Annotated in this window: 14 protein-coding genes and 1 pseudogene; 9 read left to right on the top strand and 6 right to left on the bottom strand. The window is 40.8% G+C overall.

Going from position 1 to position 25,550, the window contains the following annotated elements; genetic code table 11:
* The 3 genes from AC1DRQ_RS20905 to AC1DRQ_RS20895 all read left to right on the top strand — a co-directional run.
* Positions 1–207, top strand: a 207-nt coding sequence (locus tag AC1DRQ_RS20905; RefSeq protein WP_477426679.1) for a DUF6691 family protein, incomplete at its 5' end; no start/stop codon positions are given.
* 20 nt (positions 208–227) lie between these two features.
* On the top strand, positions 228–812 hold the full coding sequence (locus AC1DRQ_RS20900) for a TlpA family protein disulfide reductase (RefSeq protein ID WP_477426678.1): 585 nt from the start codon (positions 228–230) through the stop codon (positions 810–812).
* 157 nt (positions 813–969) lie between these two features.
* Positions 970–2,520, top strand: coding sequence for an alpha-N-arabinofuranosidase (locus AC1DRQ_RS20895; protein WP_477426677.1), 1,551 nt, complete (start codon positions 970–972; stop codon positions 2,518–2,520).
* Between the two features lie 78 nt (positions 2,521–2,598).
* Here the strand turns inward: AC1DRQ_RS20895 and AC1DRQ_RS20890 are convergent, their stop codons facing one another.
* Entirely contained in the window at positions 2,599–3,216 is a 618-nt protein-coding gene (locus AC1DRQ_RS20890) for a beta-class carbonic anhydrase (protein ID WP_477426676.1), read from the bottom strand.
* Positions 3,217–3,241: 25 nt separating this feature from the next.
* On the bottom strand, positions 3,242–3,883 hold the full coding sequence (locus tag AC1DRQ_RS20885) for a redoxin domain-containing protein (protein WP_429392145.1): 642 nt from the start codon (positions 3,881–3,883) through the stop codon (positions 3,242–3,244).
* Between the two features lie 463 nt (positions 3,884–4,346).
* Here AC1DRQ_RS20885 and AC1DRQ_RS20880 point away from each other — a divergent pair, with 463 nt between their 5' ends.
* From AC1DRQ_RS20880 to AC1DRQ_RS20855, 6 genes are all read left to right on the top strand, one after another.
* Complete coding sequence (locus AC1DRQ_RS20880) at positions 4,347–5,969, top strand: L,D-transpeptidase family protein (RefSeq protein ID WP_429392142.1); 1,623 nt, start codon at positions 4,347–4,349, stop codon at positions 5,967–5,969.
* A gap of 398 nt (positions 5,970–6,367) precedes the next feature.
* Positions 6,368–9,565, top strand: coding sequence for a SusC/RagA family TonB-linked outer membrane protein (locus tag AC1DRQ_RS20875; RefSeq protein WP_477426675.1), 3,198 nt, complete (start codon positions 6,368–6,370; stop codon positions 9,563–9,565).
* 5 nt (positions 9,566–9,570) lie between these two features.
* The gene (locus AC1DRQ_RS20870; protein ID WP_429392137.1) at positions 9,571–11,163 is read left to right on the top strand and encodes a SusD/RagB family nutrient-binding outer membrane lipoprotein; all 1,593 of its coding nucleotides are present in this window, start codon (positions 9,571–9,573) and stop codon (positions 11,161–11,163) included.
* A gap of 277 nt (positions 11,164–11,440) precedes the next feature.
* On the top strand, positions 11,441–14,635 hold the full coding sequence (locus AC1DRQ_RS20865) for a VCBS repeat-containing protein (protein WP_477426674.1): 3,195 nt from the start codon (positions 11,441–11,443) through the stop codon (positions 14,633–14,635).
* Positions 14,635–15,975, top strand: coding sequence for a vanadium-dependent haloperoxidase (locus AC1DRQ_RS20860; RefSeq protein WP_477426673.1), 1,341 nt, complete (start codon positions 14,635–14,637; stop codon positions 15,973–15,975). Before AC1DRQ_RS20865 ends, AC1DRQ_RS20860 begins: the two co-directional genes overlap by 1 nt.
* Before the next feature lie 29 nt (positions 15,976–16,004).
* Positions 16,005–17,555 (top strand): FG-GAP repeat domain-containing protein, encoded by a 1,551-nt coding sequence (locus tag AC1DRQ_RS20855; protein WP_477426672.1) that lies wholly within the window; start codon positions 16,005–16,007, stop codon positions 17,553–17,555.
* 136 nt (positions 17,556–17,691) lie between these two features.
* Here AC1DRQ_RS20855 and AC1DRQ_RS20850 read toward each other — a convergent pair whose 3' ends face one another.
* The 4 genes and pseudogenes from AC1DRQ_RS20850 to AC1DRQ_RS20835 form a co-directional block, all read right to left on the bottom strand.
* Entirely contained in the window at positions 17,692–19,968 is a 2,277-nt protein-coding gene (locus AC1DRQ_RS20850; RefSeq protein ID WP_477426671.1) for a GH92 family glycosyl hydrolase, read from the bottom strand.
* A gap of 73 nt (positions 19,969–20,041) precedes the next feature.
* Complete coding sequence (locus AC1DRQ_RS20845) at positions 20,042–22,165, bottom strand: alpha-L-fucosidase (protein WP_477426670.1); 2,124 nt, start codon at positions 22,163–22,165, stop codon at positions 20,042–20,044.
* 9 nt (positions 22,166–22,174) lie between these two features.
* Positions 22,175–24,478, bottom strand: a complete 2,304-nt coding sequence (locus tag AC1DRQ_RS20840; RefSeq protein ID WP_477426669.1) for a family 20 glycosylhydrolase — start codon at positions 24,476–24,478, stop codon at positions 22,175–22,177.
* Positions 24,479–24,490: 12 nt separating this feature from the next.
* Positions 24,491–25,550: pseudogene (locus AC1DRQ_RS20835) on the bottom strand (glycosyl hydrolase); the annotation flags it as partial.

Here is a 25,550-nt window from a genome sequence, read left to right as displayed (position 1 = left end):
GCTCTAGTGATCCCCACAAAAAAGTTTCATTGGGGTAATGTTTATGGTGGATTGATATTTGGTTTGGGTTGGGCGATTACAGGCGCTTGTCCGGGCCCGCTGTTTGCCCAGATCGGTAGTGGCTTTGGTGTAATTACTATTACACTACTCAGCGCCATTGCGGGCACATGGGTTTATGGTTTATTGCGTGACAAACTTCCGCATTGATTTTTTTATAATTTAAAGGTATGCTGAAAAGAAAAATAACCGCGGGAAATGTTTTGTATGCGTTAATGATGGTTGTTGTTCTTGTTATGCTGATTAACCCCAGCGCAAAGAGTTTGTTGATAAGAAGCCTGATGAAAGTTGGTTTCTTTCAGCCTTCAATACCGGTTGCTGTTTCAAAAAAACCTTTGGCCGATCCACTTAACATCAGCTTCAGGGATAACAATGGTAAAACAGTTAATACAGCCGACCTGAAGGGCAAAGTGATATTTGTTAATTTTTGGGCCACCTGGTGCCCACCTTGCATTGCCGAAATGCCATCTGTTAACGAGCTGTATGCACAGTTTAAAAACAACCCTAACGTAGTTTTTATGATTGTTGATGTAGATAATGATTATAAAAAAGCAAATGGGTTTATGCAGCAACATCAATATAGCTTGCCCATGTTCACCCTGACCAGCGAGGTTCCGGATGATATAATGGACGGTACTATCCCTACCACGTTGGTTTTTAATAAAAACGGGGACCTTATATACAGCCATTCGGGTGCTGCTGATTATAGCAGCAGTAAGTTTGTAAATTTTTTACAAGCGGTTAGTAAACTTTAATTAAGAGTATTTTGATCATTATCTAATAATAATTGTGATCGATACACAAATTAAAACCAATAATTTAACCTGATTATTAAAAATTAATATTTGTTCTTTATACACTTATTAATTTTTTTTCTTTTATTTACATATCCAAATCAGAACCTAAAATTCAATGAAAAAGAAAACGCTTATCTACCTGTGTACTTTAGTCCTATGCCTCATTACGGCCTCGGGCTTTGGTCAAACCGGCACAATCACTATCAGCAATGATTCAAAAACAACCATCAGCCGCAACATTTACGGTCAATTTGCCGAACACCTGGGTCGCGGCATCTATGATGGTTTTTGGGTTGATAAATCATTACCTGTAAAAAAACAGGGCCGCATCAGACTTGATATTGTTGATGCCTTAAAAAAAATAAAGATCCCCAACCTGCGCTGGCCCGGTGGATGTTTTGCCGATGAATACCATTGGCGCGATGGTATTGGCCCCGCCGCACAACGTCCACGCATGGTTAATACCAACTGGGGCGGTGTAACCGAGGATAACAGTTTCGGCACACATGAATTTCTGGAGCTTTGCAGCTTACTAAAATGCGAACCCTATATAGCCGGTAACGTAGGCAGCGGCACCGTTGATGAAATGTCGAAATGGATTGAGTACCTGAACTCCAACAGCACAAGCACTGTAGTAAAGGAAAGGGTAAAAAATGGTCACCCCGAGCCTTACAAGGTTAGTTTTTGGGGTGTGGGTAACGAGAGCTGGGGCTGCGGTGGTAACATGACACCCGAGTTTTATGCCGATCAGTTTAAACGTTATGCTTCTTTTGCTAAAGATTACCCCGGCGCCAAACTTAAGAAAATAGCCACCGGCGCCAATGCTGGTGATTATAACTGGACCGAAGTATGTATGAAAAACATACCATTACACATGATGTATGGCATATCACTTCATTACTACACTATACCTACAGGCAGTTGGGGCAAAAAGGGGTCAGCAACAGCGTTTAGCGAAAAGGAATATTTTGGCACCATGGTGAATTGTCTAAAAATGGAAGAACTTGTTACCAAGCACTCGGCTATTATGGATAAATATGATCCTGAAAAGCGTGTGGCTCTGGTAGTTGATGAATGGGGTATTTGGACAGACCCTGAACCAGGTACTAATCCCGGCTTTTTATACCAACAAAACAGCCTGCGCGATGCATTGATCGCTGCAACAACCCTTAACATTTTTAATAACCATAGCGACAGGGTTAAAATGGCCGCTCTCGCTCAAACTATAAACGTACTGCAAGCCCTTGTTTTAACCGATAAGGAAAAAATGGTGCTTACCCCTACCTACCATATATTTGATATGTATAAAGTGCACCAGGATGCCAAATACCTGCCTATAAAATTAGATGTACCTGATTATGAGGTTGACGGTAAAAAGATCCCGGCGGTAAACGCTTCTGCGTCGCAGGATGCTGCCGGAAAAGTTCATATTTCATTGGTTAACCTTGATATCCACAACCCGGTAACCATTACTACAGGTTTTAAGGATATTAATTGGTCAACTATTAGCGGTCAGGTACTTACCTCTGCCAATGTTACCAACATAAACACTTTTAAGGATCCGAATAAAATTCACCTGAGCAATTTTACAGGCGCCAAAAAAGATGGCGACAAATTGGTAGTTACCCTGCCTGCCAAATCAGTGGTAACTCTGGAGTTGAATTAGGATCTTAAATTATTCTAATGAATAAAGCCTGTTTGATCCATATCAAACAGGCTTTATTTTGATGTATGCTCTTACAGATCAAATTAAAACTTCGCCTGCATGTGTTGCTTCCGGAACCTCGATCAGCTTGYCCGAATGTACATAATAAATATATCCGTAAATAGGAATACTTTTTGAAACCAGGGGATGCTGCCTGATCCGCTGTACATCCTCAATAACGCTTGCCTCCAGGTTTTTAAAAGTTAAAAAAGCAATATGATTAGCCTCATTCGAGCCACCGCTTTCTTCGGTATTCCGCCAGCCGTTTTCATCTACAGTGGCCGTTTTAAGGCTTTTAGCTAACAGATCGCGGATAATGTCATCCGTAAATAAAGCCATACCACAGTCGGTATGATGAATAACAAACCACTCTTTTGTTCCCAATAATTTATGCGAAATGACCAATGACCTAATGGCATCATCGCTGGCCCGACCACCTGCATTACGTATCACATGCGCATCGCCTTCGGCAAGGCCGGCATATTTAGCGGGGTCTAACCGGGCATCCATACAAGTTAAAATAGCAAACCGGCGCGCCGGAGGTATGGTTAATTTAGACTTATCGCCAAAATGCTTTACATATTCCTGGTTAGCTGCAAGCACCTGCTGATGCACCCTGGTCTTAACCTTTTGTAACTCATCTATTGTGTTTGACATGGCTTTCCTATTAAAACGTTCACAACTATGCCGACTTTTTACTGTTGCCGATCAGTGCTGATTCATATACCGATGAAATAATATCCCCGGCAGAAAAAGTGCCTAAAAAATCCCAGTCAATATGACTATAGATAACCTGTTTTGATGGATCAATAATATAAGTAGCCAGCAAAGGCACGTTTACATCAATACCTGAAAATCTATTCCAAACCGGATCGTTTTCAGAGAAAATCCGGAATGCACGGGCTATCTCCTTGTCCTCATCATAATAAAAGTTCAGGGTCAGGCTGTTTTCCCAGGCTTTCTTTTCCAGTTCGTCAGTACGTTCATCGCTAATGATAAGCAGGTTGCCTCCGCTGGCTTTTATTTCGTTATGGATATTATTAAGTTGTTTTAGCAAATTAAAGCCCTGTTCACGCCAGTGATGCGAGTAAAAGGCAATAACCAATGGTTTATTTAACAAATGCCTTAAAGAAACAGGGCCATGTGTTTCGGCGCCATTAAAAAACTGTTGCCAGCGGCTATAGTCATTATATAATTTAAGTCCGGGTATAAAATTACCTGCTTTTACAGGTTTTAAAGGCTGATAAGGTTTAAACGGGAGATCAGCGTCGGCAACAATTTCTGACAGATCAAAAAACGGGTATTTATTATTTGTAGTTAACATTTTTTGTAGAATGAAGATTTAATGGAATAATGTTTTTTATTGATGCGATGATTTACTAATTCAATCGCAACAACGGCACAATCCGTAAATTACATGGTATTGATATAACAGCCTGTTGGTTGCAGACGTGCTAATTTGATTTACCAGATAAGTGTTCATAAAAAATATGTTAAATAATGAAGTCAGTAAAATTTTAATTGATCAGAGGTTTGGAGATAGGGAAAACTCAACAACAGTAACACATACACAGCATATTTTTAAGTTTATTACCACTTAAAAAGCTGCTTATATACTGGTTAAATTTATTGTCTGACATAATTCTGAATGATATAGAACAAATATACTATTAAATCTATAAACTTAGTATACATTTTTTGAAATAATTATTCTATTTTTTGTTTCCTATCTTTCCGGCAAAAAATATTCTATGTTAAGCAGGTCATACACGTACTATACTTTACTTATGGCTGTATGTATTTTTACACTATTTAGCTGTAAGCAAAATGCCAAACGTAACCAGCAATCAAAAGCCGATTCACTAAAAAAGAAAATAGTTAAGGAATGGAATAAAACCATACCCGGCAATTTCAGTGATCAAACTAAAGCTACTTTTGACAGTGCGCAGATAGTAATTTTTCTTAAAAAATATCCGGCCTTTAATGCTTATGCCCAGGATATCAACCTATTTTATAGTAAACGTAGGTTTGCTTACGCATGGTATGTTAATGGTGTGCTGATTGAGCAGGCCGGAAACCTATCAGACAGGTTAATCAATTTGCAAAACGAAGGCGTATATAAAGCCATCCCCTACCCAAAATCGTTAGATTCATTGATATTTGATGTCCATCCCAAAGCAAAGCCGGGAAAAATAAATATCAACACCGAGTTGATGCTTACCGCGCAATATTTTGTTTTTTCAAAACTGGCTTTCCAGGGGATGAGTGATTCAATAACCCGCTCGGTTAATTGGTACCTGCCCCGGAAAAAGGTGTCATACAACGATTACCTTGACAGTTTGTTAAAAAAACCAGGAAAACCGGGCAGTACTATGCCCGAACCTGTTTACAGGCAATATGATTTGTTAAAAAACTACCTGGCCAAATATCGCCATCTTGATGTTACAGACAAGTGGTTACCCATTATTCTGGATGAAAAATTAAAACCTGGAGATTCCCTGGAAGTAATATCTTTAATAAAGAGACGGCTTTATAAACTGGAAGATTTTAAAGGTGACACTTTAAATAATGTTTACAACGATGAGTTGAAAGAGGCGTTTAAGCAGTTTCAGCTAAGGCATGGCCTAACTGCCGACGGCATTGCAGGCTCAGGCACTATTGCCGAATTAAATGTGCCCATAAAAAACCGCATACAGCAAATCCTGGTTAATATGGAGCGTTGCCGCTGGCTCCCGGTAAGCCTGAACACCGATTACCTTGCCGTTAATATACCCGAATTTAAGCTGCATGTTTATCATGCCGACAGTTTGCTTTGGAGCTGCAATGTAGTGGTTGGCCAGGAAGTGCATCAAACGGTTATTTTTTATGGCGTAATGCAGTTTGTTGTTTTTAGCCCTTACTGGAATTTACCCGAAAGTATTATCCGCAACGAGGTTTTACCTGCTATAAAAAGAAACCCTAACTATATTAATGAGCATAATATGATCATTACCGGCAAAGTCAATGGCTTGCCTGTGATCAAACAAAAACCTGGCTCCGCAAATTCATTGGGATTGGTTAAATTCCTTTTCCCAAACAGCTACAGCATTTATTTGCACGACACCCCATCAAAATCATTGTTCGGCGAATCATCTAGGGCCTTTAGTCATGGTTGCATCCGTGTTGGCGAACCGGCCAGGCTTGCATCCTTTTTGTTAAAGTATGACAGCACCTGGACAGCTGCCAGAATCAACAAAGCCATGCACCTGGGTAAAGAGCAGCAAATAACCCTCAAACAAAAAACGCCTGTTTTTATAGCTTATTTCACCGCATTTACTGACAGGAGCAACAAGCTCAATTTCAGGAAGGATATTTATAACAGGGATGAACGACTGGCTTCTATGATCCTGTCAGGAAAAGGCAGTTATTAATTACTATTAATTTACATTAAATAACAATTATTCCTACCTGTAAAGTAGAGTATTATGGTTGCCCTATGCCGTAAATGCCGCTTATAATACTGTTAAATCAAAGCATTAAAATATTTTTCACGGGTTTGTAGGCAATAGTTAAAATTTARTTGTCCCTACTTTAAATCACCATAATGCCGCCCTGAATTATTTGTGGCCATTAATGTGTATTTAATATAAAGACATTATTTATTAAACCCGAAAAAATTTAGGCCTATGTAGAAAATGCTTACTTACCCTACCCCAAGGCACAATTACCCGGCGGGAATTGCTGCCCCACAGAATGATTTTTGAATGTTTATAAATACAGGTACTGGTAACAGCACCTTGTTATTAACTCCCTTTAAATTCAGCAAAATATGAAATTTTTTAAACACCCAATGGGTGTACACAGGCACTGGATATCAAAATCGTTGCCCATATGTAAATTAGCGCTTGCAGGCTTAGTTCTCATAAATATGCATGCTACAGCCGCTACGTCTCCTAAAAAAACAAACGATTTAAACTTTAATACTAAACCCAACATTGCAAAAGTTACCGGTAAGGTAATTGATGAAAAAGGCGAACCGCTAATTGGTGTAAGCGTTAGAATAAAAGGTACCACCACAGGTACGCAAACTGATACCCAGGGCAATTTCACAGTGGATGCAACTCCGCAAACTGTATTGATTGTGAGTTATATTGGTTTTACTACCCAGGAAATAACTGTAGGTACAAGAACTTCATTAACTATTTCTTTAGTGGCCAATACCAGCCTGAATGAAGTTGTAGTTACCGCATTAGGTATTAAAAAGGAATCGAAAAAGGTTGGTTATGCTTTAACAACAGTTAAAGGCGATCTGCTTGATAAAGCAAAAGAATCAAACGTAGCCTATTCATTAACGGGCCGTGTGGCTGGTTTAAGTATTAGCGGAACCAATGGTGGAGCGGGTTCATCTGCACGTATATTATTACGTGGTGTAACCAGTACCAGCACTACCCAGGGACCATTGTTCGTAATTAATGGCGTTCCAATGGATAACACCCAAAGGGGCCAATCAGGCGAATGGGGCGGTGCAGATTATGGTGATGGTATTGCCAACATCAACCCGGATGATATCGAAACCATGACCGTATTAAAAGGTCAGTCGGCATCTGCGCTTTATGGTACCCGTGCCACAGGTGGTGTTATTTTGATCACTACCAAATCAGGCAAGAAAAACTCGGGCTTTGGCGTAGAGTACAATGGTAATTACCAAATGGATAGGGTTTATGATAATACAGATTTCCAAACTACATATGGCCAGGGCGAAAACGGGCTTAAACCAGTCAATGCTGCCGGAGCATTAAGTTCAGGTAACCTGGCATGGGGAGCAAAGCTTGATGGTTCACAAGTAATCCAGTTTGATGGTAAAAGTTATGCATACTCAAAAACAAGCGATAATTACACTAAATTTTACAAAACAGGTAATACTTTCACCAACACCGTTTCTTTAACTGGTGGCAATGAAACCGGCGCTTTCCGCTTGTCATTATCTGATATGAATAACCATGCTATTATACCAAACAGCGGATTGAACAGGAAAACTTTCAACTTTAACGGCTCTCAAACAGTAATCAAAAACCTGGACATTAACCTGGTTGCCAATTACATTATAGATGACGAAAAAAACCGTTCGGGTTTAAGTGATGGCCCGGGCAATCCCAACAACGTACAGTTTTTGGCACCAAATGAAGCGCAGAGCATTTTAGCGCCAGGAACAAAAGCTGACAAAACCGAACAATCATTTACAAATGATGTATACGTAACTAACCCTTACTTTGCAGCCTATAATTTTATATCCAATACAAGAAGAGAGCGCTTAATATCTTCAATATCTGCCAGGTATAGCGTAACACCATGGGCATACGTTCAAGGTCGTATAGGTTACGATAATATACATGATGAGCGTATAAATATTACCCCAACAGGTACTGCTTATAACTCTGGTAACAATGGAGATTTAACTCAACAAACAACACAAACAACTGAATTTAACGCTGATGTGCTGTTAGGTGCTAAGCACGACCTGATTAAGGACTTTTTGAACCTTGATATATCAGTGGGTGGTAACATCCGTAAGAACCAATATGACGGTACAAGAATAAAAGCAAATAATTTTATTATTCCTTATTTTTATGACCTGTCAAACGGTTTAACAAGAACCAGCGGAACTATTGGATCTGATTCTGATTCACCAGATGATGACCCTAAAAAACAACAAGTTAATTCTGCGTATTACACCGCTGATTTTGCTATAAAAAACTTTTTAGTTTTAAGTACCAACGGACGTTATGATTATTATAGCAGTATATCAAAAGAATTAGGCCCCGGAATTTTCACTCCTTCCGTTTCAGCAAGTTTTATATTCTCAGATCTTACTCATATAAATGGCCTTGATTTCGGAAAACTTCGTCTTTCTTTCGCAAAAACAAGTGCTGGTGCGCTACCATATGCAAACAGAGTTTACTACAAAGTAGCCAATTCAATTAATGGGAATAATGCCGTTAATTTTTCTGATCAACTACCTAACGCAAATTTAAAGCCATTTACGCTGACTGAGTTTGAAATTGGTACTGAGCTAAAATTCCTCAACGATCGTATAGGATTAGATGTTTCTTATTTCAGCAGAAAAACTAAAAATGAGATAGTTAACAGTAGTATTGATTGGTCAACAGGTTATCAGCACTATTACATTCCTACCGCGTCCGTTAGCAATAAAGGTATAGAGGTGGAGTTGCATGGCTCACCTGTGAGAACCAGCACCTTTAGCTGGAACCCTTCTTTTAACTTTACTTATATTAAAAATAAAGTATTGGCTACTGATGCTACTGACAGCAATATTGGTTTGGGTACTTATCGCCCGTTAAATGCGACCACAGCTTTTGTTAAAGGTATGGCTGGTCCGCAAATTCTGGCTAATGACTATAAACGCGATGCCAGTGGCAACATTATATTTGACGCCACCGGTAATGCCGAAATCACAGCACGTACACCAATGGGAAGTGTAACACCTAAATTTTACGGTGGTTTCAATAATGATTTTACCTATAAAAACTTTAACCTGGGCTTCCTTGTTGATTATCGTTTTGGTAACAAGGTATTATCAGCGACTAATTACTACAGCATTTTCCGCGGTTTAAACAAAATGACCCTTGTTGGCCGTGAAACTGGTGTAGTTGGCGTTGGTGTAACCGAAAGTGGAACGCCAAATACAGTAAACGTTCCGGCCGAAACTTACTATCAAACCTTAGCGCGTAACGTTTCAGCGCTCAACGTTTTAGATGGTAGCTTTATTAAGCTGCGTCAGGTTACATTTGGCTACAGCATCCCTAAAAACATTTTAGGCAACAGCCCATTCAACTCTATTACTGTTTCATTAGTGGCCAGAAACTTATGGACAATCATGAAACATACCGACAACATTGACCCTGAATCAAATTTTGCTCCAGGTATCAATTATGCTGGTATTGAGGGTACAAGCGTACCTGCAGTTAGAACATACGGGTTAAATGTTAACTTTAAATTTAAAAAATAACAAAGATGAAAAAACAACTGATATATAGTTGCCTGCTTATAGGTGCCACCTTTATAGCGGGTTGTACTAAAAACTTTGACCAAATAAATACGGACCCCACTAAAATAGATGCAGGTTTGCTTAACCCAAACTTTTTGATGGCCCAGGCACAAATTAAGTTTTCAAATACCGGCTACGATCAATTGCTATACCAGAGTATGTGGTCACAATCGTTGGCCTCAACTTATGATTATTATGGCAATGGCGATAAATATATTTATGCAGGCAGTGGGCGCGATTATTATTCAAGAACTTGGAATACAAGCTACGGCTCTTCTACTTTGGTTGATGAGATGAAAGACCTGGTTAAGGGTAACGCGGCTTATACCAACCTTGATAATTGTGGAACCATCTTTAGGATGATGATTTTACAGCGCATAACTGATGCTTACGGGGATATCCCTTTCTCTCAGGAAGGGCAGGCTAAATCAGGTATTACTACGCCTGTTTTTGATACCCAGCAAAGCATTTATACTTCTATGCTTAGCCAGCTTGAAACCGCAACTGCCGCTTTAAATGTATCGAAAGATAAACTTACTTCTGATCTTTTCTATTCAGGTGATATCTCAAAATGGAAAAAACTTGGATATTCATTAATGTTACGCGCAGCTATGCGCCTTACTAAAGTTGACCCTGCCACTGCCCAAAAATATGCTGAAAAAGCGTATGCCGGCGGAGCAATGGCATCTATTGATGATAATGCAAAAGTAAAGGCAGATAATGCCAATGGTAACGGGAATAGTGATGCGGCAGCATTATTGGTAACTGATGACTTCAGGGAAGTAAGATGGTCAAAAACCTTGATCGACTATATGAAATTGACTGCTGATCCACGTATTAGTGCTATAGCCGAAATATCTACCGGTACTGGTAAAAAAGCCAATGAAAATCAGGTTGTAGGTATCAACACAGCAAGCCTGCAAGCAGGCATGCCGAATGGTTACGATCAAAAGGGAGGCGCTTTTGATATTTCAAAAGCTCCTGGTTATCCTGGCACAAGCCCTGCCGACCCCTCAGTCGCAAATGATGCAGCTGCTCCGGATGGCAAATATTCACGTCCGCAGTTTGCAGTATATGACGACCGTAGCCGTTATAATTTTCTGATGACTTACGGAGAAAGCGAGCTTTTATTTGCCGAAGCAGCCACAAGAGGCTGGAGTACTGGTTCTGCAGCAACACACTATGCTAATGCACTTACTGCTGATCTGCAAACCTTAGGTCAGTTTGGTACAACATCTGTACCTGCTGCAAGCATAACTGCTTATGTTGCTGCTCATCCTTTGGTTGCTGGTACTGCTTTACAACAGATTAATATGGAGTATTTTGTTGAAACATCAGCAACATTCAACTTCAATGAAACCTGGGCTAACTGGAGAAGGTCGGGAATTCCTGTTTTAACACCGGTAACTTATCCAAACCAGTTTGCTGTATCTACTATTCCAAGAAGGATCCCTTATCCGCTTGGACTGCCATCAACAAATGCTACAAATTATGCAGCTGCAGTTGCCAGGCTAACAGGTGGAGATACCTTCACTGCCAGAGTATGGTGGGATAAATAATACCCCTATAATATAATCCATTCAAAAAACAAGGCTATGGGTTCATAGCCTTGTTTTTTGATTTTATGCTAAATGGGGTGTTGATATTGGTAGTAATTGCAAATCAATTCCTTATTTTTATACATCCGGTACTCAAAATAAAATCCTCTAATTAATGTATTGTTTACTCCCATTTAGGTCCTTTTTAAAAAAGGTTTTTATTAATAAATGGAGCGCTATACTCTTTTTATGCTATTGTAGCCTGGCTGTTAAAGCTCAACAGCCGCTTTTTAAGCTATTGCTCCCAGAAACAACCAGCATAAACTTTCGTAATGACCTGGTTGAGAGTGAGGGTTTAAACGTGCTGTCATACGAGTACCTGTACAATGGCGGTGGCGTTGCTGTAGGTGATATTAACAACGATGGTTTTGAGGATCTGTTTTTCACCAGTAATTTAGGACAGAACAAGCTGTATCTTAACCTGGGTAATATGAAGTTTAAAGATATTACTAAGGATGCAGGTACAGGATTAGCGGGCAGGCTGGGCGATTGGAAAACCGGTGTTACCATGGCCGATGTTAATGGCGATGGTTTACTGGATATTTACGTATGCTACTCGGGCCTTGGCGATAACAGTAAACGCCGCAACCAATTATTTATAAATAAAGGCAACAACAAATTTATTGAACAAGCAAAAGAATACGGCTTAGATGATCCGGGGTATAGTACACAGGCTGTGTTTTTTGATTATAATAATGATGGTAAGCTTGATATGTTTTTGCTTAACCACAATGTTAAAAAGATCAGCAATTTAGAGTTTGCCCAAAACAAAAAAGAAACCGACGAACTGGCCAGTAACAAACTTTTTGAAAACCAGGGCGGTCATTTTATTGATGTTTCAAAAAAGGCAGGCATCATTCAAAATCCGCTCACTTTTGGATTGGGTGTAGCCATTGCCGATATTAATAAAGATGGTTACCAGGATATTTATGTAACTAATGATTACAACGAACCCGATTATATGTACATCAATAACGGGGACGGAACTTTTACAGACAAAAGCAAGCAAAGCTTAAGGCATCTTGCGCAATTTTCAATGGGTGTGGACATTGCCGACATGAATAATGATGGCTTTGCTGACATCCTTACCCTGGATATGTTACCGCCCGATAACCGCAGGCAAAAACTTTTACAATTACAGGAAAATTACGAATCGTTTGAGCTGATGCTGCAGCAGGACTTGTACAAACAGTACATGCGTAATATGCTACAGTTAAACAATGGCGACGGCACTTTCAGCGAGATTGGTCAGCTGGCTGGCATATCAAATACAGATTGGAGCTGGTGCCCGCTAATGGCCGACTTTGATAATGATGGCTATAAGGACATTTTTATATCAAATGGCTATTTCAGAGACTATACCAACAAGGATTTTTTACGCTATTGGGGCGATTACAAGCTAAAAAAGGCTATGGACCGTGAGCCCTACCTGTTAATGGACCTGGTGAAAGCTATGCCATCAACCGCACTATCAAACTACATTTTTCAAAACAATCATGATCTTACTTTCACCGAAAAAAAACAGGACTGGGGCATAACTAAGTCAGGTATATCAAGCGGCGCGGTTTATGCCGACCTCGATAATGACGGGGACCTTGACCTGATTACCAACAATATTAACAGCGAAGCTTCCATATATCAGAACATGACCATGGAAACCGCCAAAAAGAATTATGTATCGGTAAGCTTAAAACAAAATGGGGCTAATGTAAATGCAATTGGCGCTAAAGTTTATTTATATAACGATAAAAAAATTCAATATCAGGAGGTTAACCCTAACCGTGGTTATCTCTCATGTGTATCAACAGTCTTAAACTTTGGTTTAGGCGATCAAAACAAGGTTGATTCTATCCGGGTAATATGGCCTGATCAAACTACACAGTTATTAACAGATGTTAAAGTAAATCAGCGTTTAAACATTACGTATAAAAGCGGATTATCTGCTTACAAACCTGTAGGCAAAAACATTGCTAAACCTACTTTTAGCCTTGCAAAACCAATTATTGACTATAAACACACCGAAACCACCATAAATGATTTTAAGCGCCAGTTGCTGATGCTTTTCATGAGCTCAAAAACTGGCCCTGTTATAGTCAAAGGCGACGTTAACAAAGATGGACTGGAAGACCTGTTTATCGGCGGCGATCAAAACACACCTGGTAAAATATATATCCAGAAACCGGGAGGCATGTTCACGGTAAACGAAGTATCTGACCTGAACCATGAAAACACTTCGGCAGCAGTATTTTTTGATGCCAACGGCGATGGGTTCCAGGACTTATACGTAGCCAAAGGTGGCTATTCTTTATTAGAGCCCGGCACCTCTGATCTGCAGGATAAACTATATTTTAATGATGGCAAGGGCAATTTCACTTTATCAACTACTTCCCTACCCGCACTAAATGCAGATAGTAAATCATGCATCCGCCCATATGATTATAATAATGATGGTAAGATCGACCTGTTTGTTGGGGCCAGTACCATTCCCGGCCAATACCCGGTAACGCCCAAAAGTTATTTATTAACCAACGCCGGCGATGGGCACTTTGTAATTACCGATGCGCCATTTGCACAATGTGGCATGGTAAAAGATGCACAATGGGTCGACCTTAATAACGATGGCCGTAAGGACCTGATCATTTGCGGCGAGTTTATRCCCATTATGGTTTATATCAACACAACCAATGGCTTTGTTGACGAAACCGCTAAATATTTTGACCACCAGGAAAACGGCTTTTGGAACAGTTTAACCATTGCCGATGTGGATGGCGACGGAAAGCCGGATATTATAGCGGGTAACCTCGGTAACAATACGCAAATTCACACAACTGATGCCCAGCCTGCTGAAATGTATTATGCCGATTTTGATGGTAACGGATCAATAGATCCATTTTTTAACTTTTATATACAAGGGGTGAGCTATCCGTTTGTAAGCCGTGATGAATTGAATGAGCAGATCTATCCTATGCGTAAAAAATTCAGCTCGTACAAAGCGTACTGCGATGCTACTATGAAGGATATTTTCAGTCCGGATGATCTGGCAAAAGCCACTAAACTAACAGCTAATGATGTACAAACCAGTTGCTTTTTAAACAGGAACGGCAAATTTGTAAAAACGCCATTACCGCTTGAGGCCCAGTTCTCTATGGTAACAAAAATAGTAGCTGCCGATTTTAACCATGATGGCAAAACCGATCTGTTGCTATTGGGAAATCACGCGGATAACCGCTTAAAATTAGGCAGCTTTGATGCAAACTATGGATGTTTATTAACAGGTGACGGAAAAGGCGATTTTAAATATCAAAGCCAACCATCGTCCGGCCTATCAGTTACCGGTGATGTAAAATCGGCCACAGAGATAAAAATAAACGGTGCCAAATATGTGCTGATCGGTGTATCGGGCCAGGCGCTACAATTTTATAAAGAGAACTAATGATCAAAAATGTATTCACTTTTTTGCTGGTGATGTGCAGTGTTACTTTTACCTACGCGCAAAAAAGCAAAAAAACAATTCCCGAATATTTACAGCTCGACAAGGCCATCAATGCCATTTCGGCTGTGATGATACATGATGTGGTAAACCCGCCTGCTGCTGCCCGTTATTATAATTATGTGATGCTGGGCGCATACAACCTTACAGCTTTAAACAATAAAGATATTGTCCCCCTGGCCAATTTTGTAAAAAGCTATAAAGAAGATAACCATATCAGCATTGATAATGGTAAGTACAATTACCAGATAGCTGCCATATACTGCATGTTGGAAACCGGCAAACAAATGCTGCCATCGGGCTTTATGCTACAAGACGATGAAGATAAGTACATCAAATTACTAAAAGCCAATAAAATTGATGACGAGGTAATAAAACAATCTATAACCGCGGCTACAGAGATGGCAGCTAAGGTTATTAAATACTCCAAGGGCGATAACTATAGCAAACTAAGTGGTAAACTGCGCTATACGCCTTTAAAAGGCGGTAAAAACTGGTATCCTACCCCTCCCACCTATATGGAAGCGGTTGAACCAAACTGGAAAACCATCCGGCCAATGCTTATCGACTCATCCAATGAATTTGTACCGGTTAGGCCTACCCCTTTTAGCACTGATAGTACAAGTGAATTTTATAAGCAGGCCTATGCGGTTTATGCGGTTTCTAAAAACCCACCGATGGAACAGATCAATATTGCCTCATTCTGGGATTGTAACCCTTTTGCTGTTACCACATCAGGTCACATGATGATCGGGTTTAAAAAGATCAGTCCGGGTGGGCATTGGATGAATATCGCGGGTATCGCGGTAAAAAAAGCTAACCTGAGTTTTGATAAGTCTGTTACCGTGCTAACGCTCGAAGCAGTTACCCTGATGGATGCCTTTATCAGTTGTTGGGATGAGAAATACCGTAGTAATGGCATCCGCCCCGAAACTTATATCAATAAGTATATCGATATTACCTGGGTGCCTTATTTACAAACACCGCCATTCCCTGAATACCCCAGCGGACACGCGGTATTGTCAAATGCCTCGGCGGGTGTTTTAACTTATCTGTTGGGCGATAATTTTTCATACACCGATGATTCTGAAGTACCATATGGCGTAGGGCCGCGAAGCTTTAAATCATTTATTGAGGCTGCCGAGGAGGCATCCATATCCCGGTTTTACGGAGGTATTCACTTTAAGGATGCCATAATTTTCGGCAATAAACAAGGCCGGTTGGTTGGGGCTAAGGTTATTGAAAAAATTAAAGCAGCAAAAATTACCCGCCAAAACAAGTAGGTAACTCCACGTAGTTAAACAATCAGCTTATGAATTTAAGAACATTAATTTTAACCGGGCTTTTTGTTTTAACTACTATTATTTGCCTTAACTCGTTCACTGCAAAAAAGCCGGTGTCTGTTAATGATGATGGTAAAATGTTGTTCATGAGGTATTGCACCACATGCCACATGGAACCTGATCCCGCCAGTTTAACTAAAAATATATGGCAAAGTCATGTGTTACCTATCATGGCCAGCCGCATGGGGATCATCTATCCTAATTATGATCCTTTAAGAGGGTTGACCGATGAAGAACGGCTTATTGTAAAAAAGAACCTCATTATACCCGATGAGCCTGTTTTGACCAATGAAGAGTATGGTAAAATTGTTAATTATATCCTGAACATTGCACCCGACAGTGTTTCGCTTGATGAAAAACGGTTAACGCGCAACAGTACCCTAAAACAATTTGTAAGGCAGGACATTCAGATAAATGACAAAACACCATCCCTTATAACCGGCCTAAAATATAACACAACCACAAAAACCCTTTGGATAGGTGATTTTTATAAAAAGGTATACAATTGGCAGTACGATAAAGGAGTAACCAAAGTTGTAGATAGCAATAGCCCGGTAGTTGACTTTAACTTTTATAAAGGCGATACTTATTTTACGGAAATTGGCAAATTATATCCTACTGAATTAAGTACAGGATCGTATTCGCAACTAAAAGATAGTACCAGATCGCCATTAATTACAGCCTTACACCGCCCTGTTCACACCGAAATTGAAGATCTGGATAATGATGGTGTACCCGAAATTGTGGTTTGTAATTTCGGCAACAAAACAGGCTCGCTCTCGCTGTTTAAAAAGGACCGGGCAGGCAAGTACACCGAACAGGTTTTAATGCCGCTTGCGGGCGCTATAAAGTGCTATATTAAAGATATGGATGGAGATGGCAGGAAAGATATTGTGGCCATGTTTTCGCAGGGAGATGAAAGCGTTTGGATCTTTTATCAAAAGGATAAGTTGAAATTCAAAGCCAAAAGAGTTTTGCGTTTCCCGCCAAACTATGGCACAACGGATATGGTTTTAGTTGATTATAATCACGATGGCCTTACAGATATTGTAACGGTGCATGGTGATAACGCCGATTACTCCAACATCCTGAAAGCTTATCACGGTATCAGGCTTAATATTAACCAGGGTAACGATGTTTTTAAAGAGAAATTCTTTTACCCTATATATGGCGTAACCCGGGTATTAGCCGAGGATTTTGATAAGGATGGCGATATTGATTTTGCTGCCACAGCCTTTTTCCCGGAGTTTAGTAAACTGGTTGATGAGTCGTTTGTTTACCTGGAGAATATAGACAAGGATAAATTTGCTTTTAAATCTTATACACTAAAAAGCGAAGTCCCTATAAAAACATTAGCCCTGGAGGCAGCTGATATTGACGGCGATGGCGACCTGGATATCATTACCGGAAACTTCGCGCAAAGCCCCGGTCCGGCACCGGCAGAACTGGATCAAAAATGGAGATCGGCTAAATACGGGCTAAGTATTTTCATGAATCAGCTTTATCAGCCGAAGAAATAATTATTACAAAACGCGTCATTGTAAGGAAGCAATTAGCCCCACCCAACCCTCCCCGGAAGGGAGGGCTTAAAACCAAAAGTCTCCCCTACCGGGGGAGATTTAGAGGGGGCTTCCTTACAATGACGCGTTGTGTATTTTACTTCAACACTGATACCGCCTTGTTGGCATCACCCACACCCCAAACCGTACCCGGTTTATCGCCCATGGTAATCACCAGATCGCCGCCATTTATGATATCTGTATGGGCGAAATAAGTTTTGTTATAGGTTTTACCATTCAGTTGCATGGCATTAATATATTTATTTTGCGGACCATTATTTTTTACCACAATATGGAACGTTTTATTTCCCTGCAATTTTAGTGTAGCCTCATTGATAACCGGACTGCCAAAAACGTACAGGCCATTTGCCGGATTAACAGAGTAAAAACCAAGCGCCGATAATACATACCAGGCCGACATCTGGCCAACATCCTCATTACCTATTATACCGTCAGTTTTATCGGTATAAAAATCATCCAAAATATACCTCACTTTTTCAGCTGTTTTCCAGGGTTGGCCCGAATAAGCATAAAAGTAGGTCATGGGATGGCTTGGCTCATTACCATGCGCATACTGCCCTATCAAGCCTGATATATCATTCGAAGCAAGTTTCCCCATATCGCCCTTTGCTATAAATAACGAATCGAGCTTGGTATTAAATTTTGCGTCACCACCTAAAAGATTGATCAGGCCTTCCACATCCTGGGGTGCCAAAAAGGTGTATTGCCATCCGTTACCTTCAGTAAAATCGCCGTGTTCATGGATGGAAATAAAAGGACTGTATGGCGTACGCCATGCGGTTTCAGACAAGCGACCGCGCATAAAGCCGGCTTTGGGATCATAATAGTTCTTATAATATTGACCGCGCTTGCTGAAATATTCATAATCGGCTTGTTTGCCTAATTTTTTTGCTACCTGCGCAATACACCAATCGTCAATGGCGTATTCCATACCCATCGAAACAGATTCAGCAGTGCTATCGGCCGGGATATAGCCCAATTTTTTAACATATTTAATACCGCGGGCATCCTGCATAGCGGTGGTTTTCATAGCTTCATAAGCTAAGTTGGCATCAAAGCCCTTGTAGCCTTTTAACAAAGCATCGGCCACAACCGGTACGGCGCTATAGCCCACCATACAATTGGTTTCGTTGGCCATTAAATGCCAAACCGGAAGACTACCCTGCTGCTGATAAATGGTCAGCATGGAGTTGATCATATCATTAGTATGTTCGGGATGAATAATGGTCGACAGCGGATTGTTGGCCCTGTAAGTATCCCATAATGAAAAAGTAGTCACATTATTAAATCCGACATTTTTGTGCACCTTTTTATCAGTTCCCCAATACTCACCATTTACATCATTAAACACAGATGGAGCTATCATCGTATGATAAAAAGCGGTATAGAACTTTTTAAGCTGTGATAATGAGTCAGTTTTGATAGTGATTTTTCGCAATTGTGTATTCCAGGCTTTATCAGCATCGGCTACCACCTTGTTAAAATCCCACCCTGGTATTTCGGTTTTAATATTCAGCATCGCGTTTTCGGCGCTTACCGGTGAGATACCTACTTTGGCATAAACTACCTCACCTTTGATGGTGCTAAAACTTACTACGCCTTTAACTTTCTGACCTTTTAGTTCTGCACCCGGTGCATTTGCTGTGCTATCATACACGGCAAACGTTTTTATAGGTTTGGAGAAAACCGCGGTAAAGTAAATGCGCTGATCAACAGCCCAGCCTTTTGAAAAACGATAACCGCAAATAGTATTCTTATCTACCTGTTTAATATATGTTTCCATCGGCCTGTCCCAGCCTATACCCTCCTGCAGGTCGATAACCACATGCGCATCTTTTGATGCCGGGAAAGTATATTTGTGCATCCCTACCCTTGTACTGGCGGTAAGCTCAACGCCTATATCATAACGCTTTAGTTTTACTTTATAGTAGCCGGGTTTTACCACTTCATCTTTATGACTAAACAGGGAGGTATACCCGCTTTGCAAATCTTTTATGCTGCCTTTGAATACTTTTACCGGGCCGGTTGTAGGCATAAATGAAATATCGCCCAGGTCGCCAATACYGGTACCGCTTAAATGGGTGTGCTGAAAACCAACAATCGTTGAATCAGATATATGGTATCCTGAACACCAGTCCCAGCCCTGGGATATATTGGTTGGCCCCAGCTGCACCGCACCAAAAGGCACACTGGCCCCAACAAAAACATGGCCATGAAAACCCGTGCCAATGTATGGGTCAACATATTGGGTTAAGCCGGCAACTTTACTTAAAGGGGTTGACCTGTGCGACTGGCTAAAGGAGTTTAAACTAAACAATGCCAGTAAACCGGCTAAACAAATTTGTTTTTTCATTTGTGATTTTATAGAAAATGGTACATGGTTTATAATTTCTTTTCAAACATAAACCCGTACACTTAATAGTTTATTAATAAACGCTTAATTCGGCAACTGTAATACCATTGCCGGCAATTACATGCACGGCTTCAAATTTAAAGTACCGGGCAAAAACCACGTGAGATAATGTTACTGTTTGTTCAATTGGATTTGATTTAATATTTGAGAATTCGCCCGAGGCTACTTTTATCCAATCCTGGCCATCCGGACTTACATAAAAATTATAACGATCAACAGTTCCTTCTGATTGTTTATCCTGTCTTGGCAAATAAGAAAAGGCTTTTATTTCCTGTCTTTTTCCCATGTCAATAACTATTTGCTGAGGGAAAGCAATAGTATCCTGATTATGCTTAAGGGTACTATAAAAGGAGTTGGTATGCTCATCAATGGCATTCYCGGCCCTTTTTCCATCCCCATCTGTACCAGAGGCATCTGTAATTACCCAATCCTTTTGGCTAATGCCAAACTGCTGTGTGGCTGTTTCACTTGCCAGACCTGCACTTTCAAAAGCACGGGCTTTTATCACTTTACCGTTGCCAGGAGGGATAGGTTTTTCATATAAGGGAGATGAGATGGTAGGTTCTTCACCATTTAAAGTATAATGTATGGCATTTACCGGGGCTTCTGTACCTATAACTACCTCCCCACTTTTATTACGGGTAATTGTTGGGGCCGATAAATGTACCGGCTCTTTATAAATACCAAAATCACTTAAAGCAATTGCTACCGGCGACCCCGTAATACGAAGCCTTAATTTACTTGCGGTAACGTTTTGAGTTAAACGGATAAGCCTGTTACCTCCTATGCTGGTCGCGGCGCCAATTTGCTGCCATTTGTTATTTACAAAAGCATCAACAGCTACAGATTCAATGCGTTGCCCTAACTTAATGTTTTCGCGCAACCTGATCACATTAAATACCTGTGGGCTATGCAGATCTATCATCAATTGCGGGAGTTTTATGTTATCATCAGTAGCCCAGTAGGTATAGCGGTCATTGTCAAGCAAAAACTGAGGCCCGTATTTAGCTTTATTACCACCGCGAACATTACTGGCTATAACGGTTGCGCCCTTTGCCAGGTTAACCGCGAAGGTTTGCTTTAACAGGTTACCAAATTCGGTTAATGATTTTACATCTATCTCGTTAAGTATCCCCCGCGGATCGGGTGATAAGCCCAGATCAAGCGCCGCGCCGCGGCCAACACTTTTGTAATACAGATCAAGTAACGTATATGGCGATTTAACCCCATTGTTTTGCGTTTCGTGATAAAACCATCCGGGTCTTAATGATACATCACACTCGGCAGGCATCCAGTATAAACCATCCCGGGTACCTTCAGTACCTTCGTAATCCTTAACGTAACCATTAGCCGGAATTTTACCCTCATCAGGTGCATKAGGCGTATAGGTTGCCCAGCTGGTTTCACCGGCATGACCTTCTTCGTTACCAACCCAGCGCACATCAGGGCCAACATCACCAAATATAACCGCGTTGGGTTGTAGTTTGCGGGTAATGGCCCAGGTAGTGTACCAGCCATAGTAGGTAGAGCGATCAATTTTACGCACCTCGCGCTTGCCGCCATAATAACCATCACCTCCGTTGGCTCCATCGTGCCACGACATAAATAGTGGGCCGTAATTGGTATACAATTCTTTCAATTGCTCGCGGTATATGTTCACATATTCGGGTGTACCATAGTTGGCATTATTCCTGTCCCAGGGCGAGCAGTATACGCCTAATTTCATCCCTAATTTATCGCAGGCTTCGCGGTATTCCTGCAACATATCACCTTTACCATTTTTATAAGGGCTTTTGGATATATTATGATCTGTTGTTTTAGTGGGCCAAAGGCAAAAGCCATCGTGATGTTTTGCCACCACTACTACCCCTTTAAAGCCACCGGCTTTGGCCGCCTCAACTATTTGCATGGCGCTAAACTGCGATGGGTTTAGTAATTTTGGATCTTCGCCCCCATCGCCCCATTCCTTATTGGTGTAAGTATCAAGGCCATAGTGTATCAGGCAGTACATACCCATTTCCTGCCAATCCAACTGACCTTTGGTGGGTATCGGCCCATAGGGTTTTGGAGGAGCCTGGCTAAAACCCCGAACACTGACAACGATAAACAATAATACTAAACCAATAAACTTTTTCATTTCAGATCTTTAATTTTTAAACCATTCAGCAGGGATATCCTGCGGGGCCGAACCATTTAAGCTGTATTTTAGTATAAGCTTAAAACCGCCGCCGCCCTCAATAAAATCAAGCGCGAAAGGGTGCAAACCCATTTTTAAAGCAACCTGCCCGCTCTTTTCCTGTGCCGAATGATTGCCATCATTATTTACGGTAACCGTTGGCCCTATCTTTAGTACACCGCCATCGTCGCAAGTTAAATAAAAGCTATAAATACCATCCGAAGGTACGTCGATGTACCCTTTGTATGAAATACCAAAAGACGGCGCTTTTACTGTTGCAGGTACAGCGATAGTATTGGTTGTAAAGATACTATCAACCTTTGCGTTTTGCATCAAAGCTGTTTGTTTAAAGGCGGCTTTGTAATAACTACAAACCAATCCAGGTTTTGGCGGTGATGCTTTTACCGGGCCAAGCATTTGTTGTTTGGTATAATTCAAATTATAAACGTCACCGCGTGTACCGTTAGGGGTAAAAGCTGCAACTCTTACCAGTTCTGATTGTTTTATACTTAATGGCGATGGCAGTTCGGGCGATTTGGTATCAGGTAATGAACCATCGGTTGTATAGCGTATGGTTAAGCCTGGCAGTGGTTTGCTGATGCTTAGTTTACCTTCATCAGTAAATACATATTCGTTTAACAAACCAGGCAGATCGGGCAAACGATAATTGATCTGCATGGCATCCATCCGGCTGTATTGTTTAACCAGGCGTTTTAAATACGAATCATATTTGTCAGATTGGTTTGTCCAAAGCATTTCTGCAAGAGCGGTTAAGCGGGGCATATACATATAATCTGCACGCCTTTCAGATGGGATCATTTCTGTCCAGATATTGGCCTGAGCACCTATGATCGATTTTGCTTCTTCTGCATTTAAAACCTTTGGTATAGGGTTAAAATGGTACACTCTATCTATGGAATACTGATCGGGCTGGTTATCAAAGTATAAAGGTTCGCCGGGTGTCATGATCACGGTATTGCCGTTTTTAACAGCTTTTACTGGAGCATCAGGAACCCAGGTGCGCCAGTACATGATGATAGCCGTTGGACTAATACCACCTTCAATGATCTCGTCCCAACCGATCAGCTTGCGGCCTTTGGAATTAAAAAATTTCTCCATCCTATTTATAAAATAGCTCTGTAAAGCAGGCAGGTCTTTGATACCCTCGCGCTGCATAAGGATTTTACAGGAATCAGATTTCGCCCAATCTGTACGGTCAACCTCATCGCCGCCAATGTGGATGTATTTTGACGGGAAGATATCCATAATCTCACTGAATACATTTTGCGCAAACTCGTATGTGGTTTCGTTTCCGGGACAAATAGGTTTGGTGAACAATTTACCCCATGAATTTTCGCCGTTACAGGTTAAAAAAGGGTACGAGTTAATGGCAGCCATCATGTGCCCGGGCATATCAATTTCGGGAATAATATCAATGTGCCTTGCAGTCGCGTAAGCCACTACACCTTTCATTTCCTGCTGGGTATAAAATCCCCCGTACAGGGTTTTGCCGTCACGCTGAATAATGTGCTCTTTATCAATAATAAAATCGGGATTGTCCTTTGCGCGTTTCATACAAGCCGAATCCTGGTTGTTAAAAGTACGCCATGCCCCTTCTTCAGTTAATTTAGGGTATTTCTTTATTTCGATACGCCAGCCCTGGTCGTCAGTAAGGTGCAAATGAAGTTTATTCATTTTGTACAGGGCCATCCTGTCGATAAATTTTTTCAGATAAGCCACAGAAAAAAAGTGCCTGGAAACATCCAGGTGCATACCCCGCCATGCATAAGCAGGCTGATCTTCGATAATTACCGCGGGTAAAACCAATCGCTTACTTATGGTACCCTGCTCTATAGAAACAGGCAACAGTTGCCTTATGGTTTCAATGGCGTGGAATACCCCTGCAAGGTCTTTGGCTGCAATGGTAAGCTGTGATTTGCTTATGTTTAATTTATATGCTTCAGGCGCAGTTAGCGCTGCATCATAAACCAGTTTAATTGACTGCAGTTTATTACTTTTGGCTATTAACAAACGCTTGCCTAAAGCTTTTAGCATTAACTTATTAAGCTCGCCCGCTTCGCTTATAAACTCCTTTGCCGTAACTATATTTGTTTTACCGGTGATGATAAACGAGCCCTCACCCGCCACGAGATGACTTGGGTAAGGGATCAATGGAAATTTTGAGGCATCCTGAGCCTGCACAGTTAAAGCCCCGCAACAGATCAACAGAAATACGAGTTTAAAAGCGATATATTTTTTAGCGAAAGCTATCATATTGAGTTGTTATTATTTATTGATCTGTATAATTTTTTCGCTTACATTCCAGCCGGCTACAGCAACTGAAAGTTGCTTTTTATCTGCACCTTTATAGTCGATGATCACTTTCTTTTCTTCGCCTGGTAAAACAGAAACATAATTATCGCTGTAGAATGCAGGTAGCACCCTTTGTTTAGTATCTGCATTTATCAATGACAGCCTGTTGAAAAATGCCAGTGGACCGTTGCCGTTATTTGTCAATGTCACTTCTACCTTATCACTGTTCAGGTATTTGGCTGATGCGTTAAGATTTCCTTTAGGCATTTTTTCCAAACCCGAATAGTTCCCGTTTTCATCAGGCGTCCAGTAAATGTTTTCACTAATGATCTTTTTATCTGTATCTAATAGCTGAAAACAAACGAAAGCACCCTTATCTTTTGACAAGCCATCAATTGCTTTTTTAAGCGATAAATATCTTTTGGTTGTTGTTGGAGTAACATCCGCAAAAACCTGGGTAAGCATTTTTTCCTTGCCGTCCATATCGTAGGCTTTGGCTACCAGCATCATATTGGCATGGGTTTTAAAAGTATTGTTGGCTACCATTACCATACCGTCGGTTGGATCGTACATGATATGCAGGGGTTCACTGCCGTTATGCAGGCCATAAAGACAAGCGTTGGGATCTAAATAATAATCATACATCTGCCCGCGCATGGCAGTCCATGGATTTTGAGTTTTCCAGATGATGGTACCTGTATACCAATCCCACATGTGTGAGCTAAAACCCTCCATTAAACCACGATACTGGTCGTAATTTACCAGCTGGGCCTTTGTAGCAAAATCCTCTACATCTTTTGGCTTGCCATACTTATCAATAAAGCCATCATAGCCAATATATTTATGATAATCCCAAACAGAATCGGTTTTGGTTTTACCGGTAGTCTCATCATACTCAGGCAATACCATGTTTTTGGCTGGGATAAATCTTTTTAACGATTCATAATCGCTTACACCAACTGAGCCAACTTCGGAGTTGAAAGGGTAAGTTTTGTGCGCCCAGAAGGTTGATAAAGGCTGTATGCCATAAGGC

The sequence above is a fragment of the Mucilaginibacter sp. P4_E8 genome (assembly GCF_056401495.1).
The sequence above is the reverse complement of the archived record's forward strand: the minus strand, read 5'-3'. Positions and strand labels throughout refer to the sequence as shown.

Coding starts and splice junctions, on each gene's coding strand:
- AC1DRQ_RS20900 (WP_477426678.1), top strand. CDS start 228: ATGCTGAAAAGAAAAATAACCGCGGGAAATGTTTTGTATGCGTTAATG.
- AC1DRQ_RS20895 (WP_477426677.1), top strand. CDS start 970: ATGAAAAAGAAAACGCTTATCTACCTGTGTACTTTAGTCCTATGCCTC.
- AC1DRQ_RS20885 (WP_429392145.1), bottom strand. CDS start 3,883: ATGTTAACTACAAATAATAAATACCCGTTTTTTGATCTGTCAGAAATT.
- AC1DRQ_RS20880 (WP_429392142.1), top strand. CDS start 4,347: ATGGCTGTATGTATTTTTACACTATTTAGCTGTAAGCAAAATGCCAAA.
- AC1DRQ_RS20875 (WP_477426675.1), top strand. CDS start 6,368: ATGAAATTTTTTAAACACCCAATGGGTGTACACAGGCACTGGATATCA.
- AC1DRQ_RS20870 (WP_429392137.1), top strand. CDS start 9,571: ATGAAAAAACAACTGATATATAGTTGCCTGCTTATAGGTGCCACCTTT.
- AC1DRQ_RS20860 (WP_477426673.1), top strand. CDS start 14,635: ATGATCAAAAATGTATTCACTTTTTTGCTGGTGATGTGCAGTGTTACT.
- AC1DRQ_RS20855 (WP_477426672.1), top strand. CDS start 16,005: ATGAATTTAAGAACATTAATTTTAACCGGGCTTTTTGTTTTAACTACT.
- AC1DRQ_RS20840 (WP_477426669.1), bottom strand. CDS start 24,478: ATGATAGCTTTCGCTAAAAAATATATCGCTTTTAAACTCGTATTTCTG.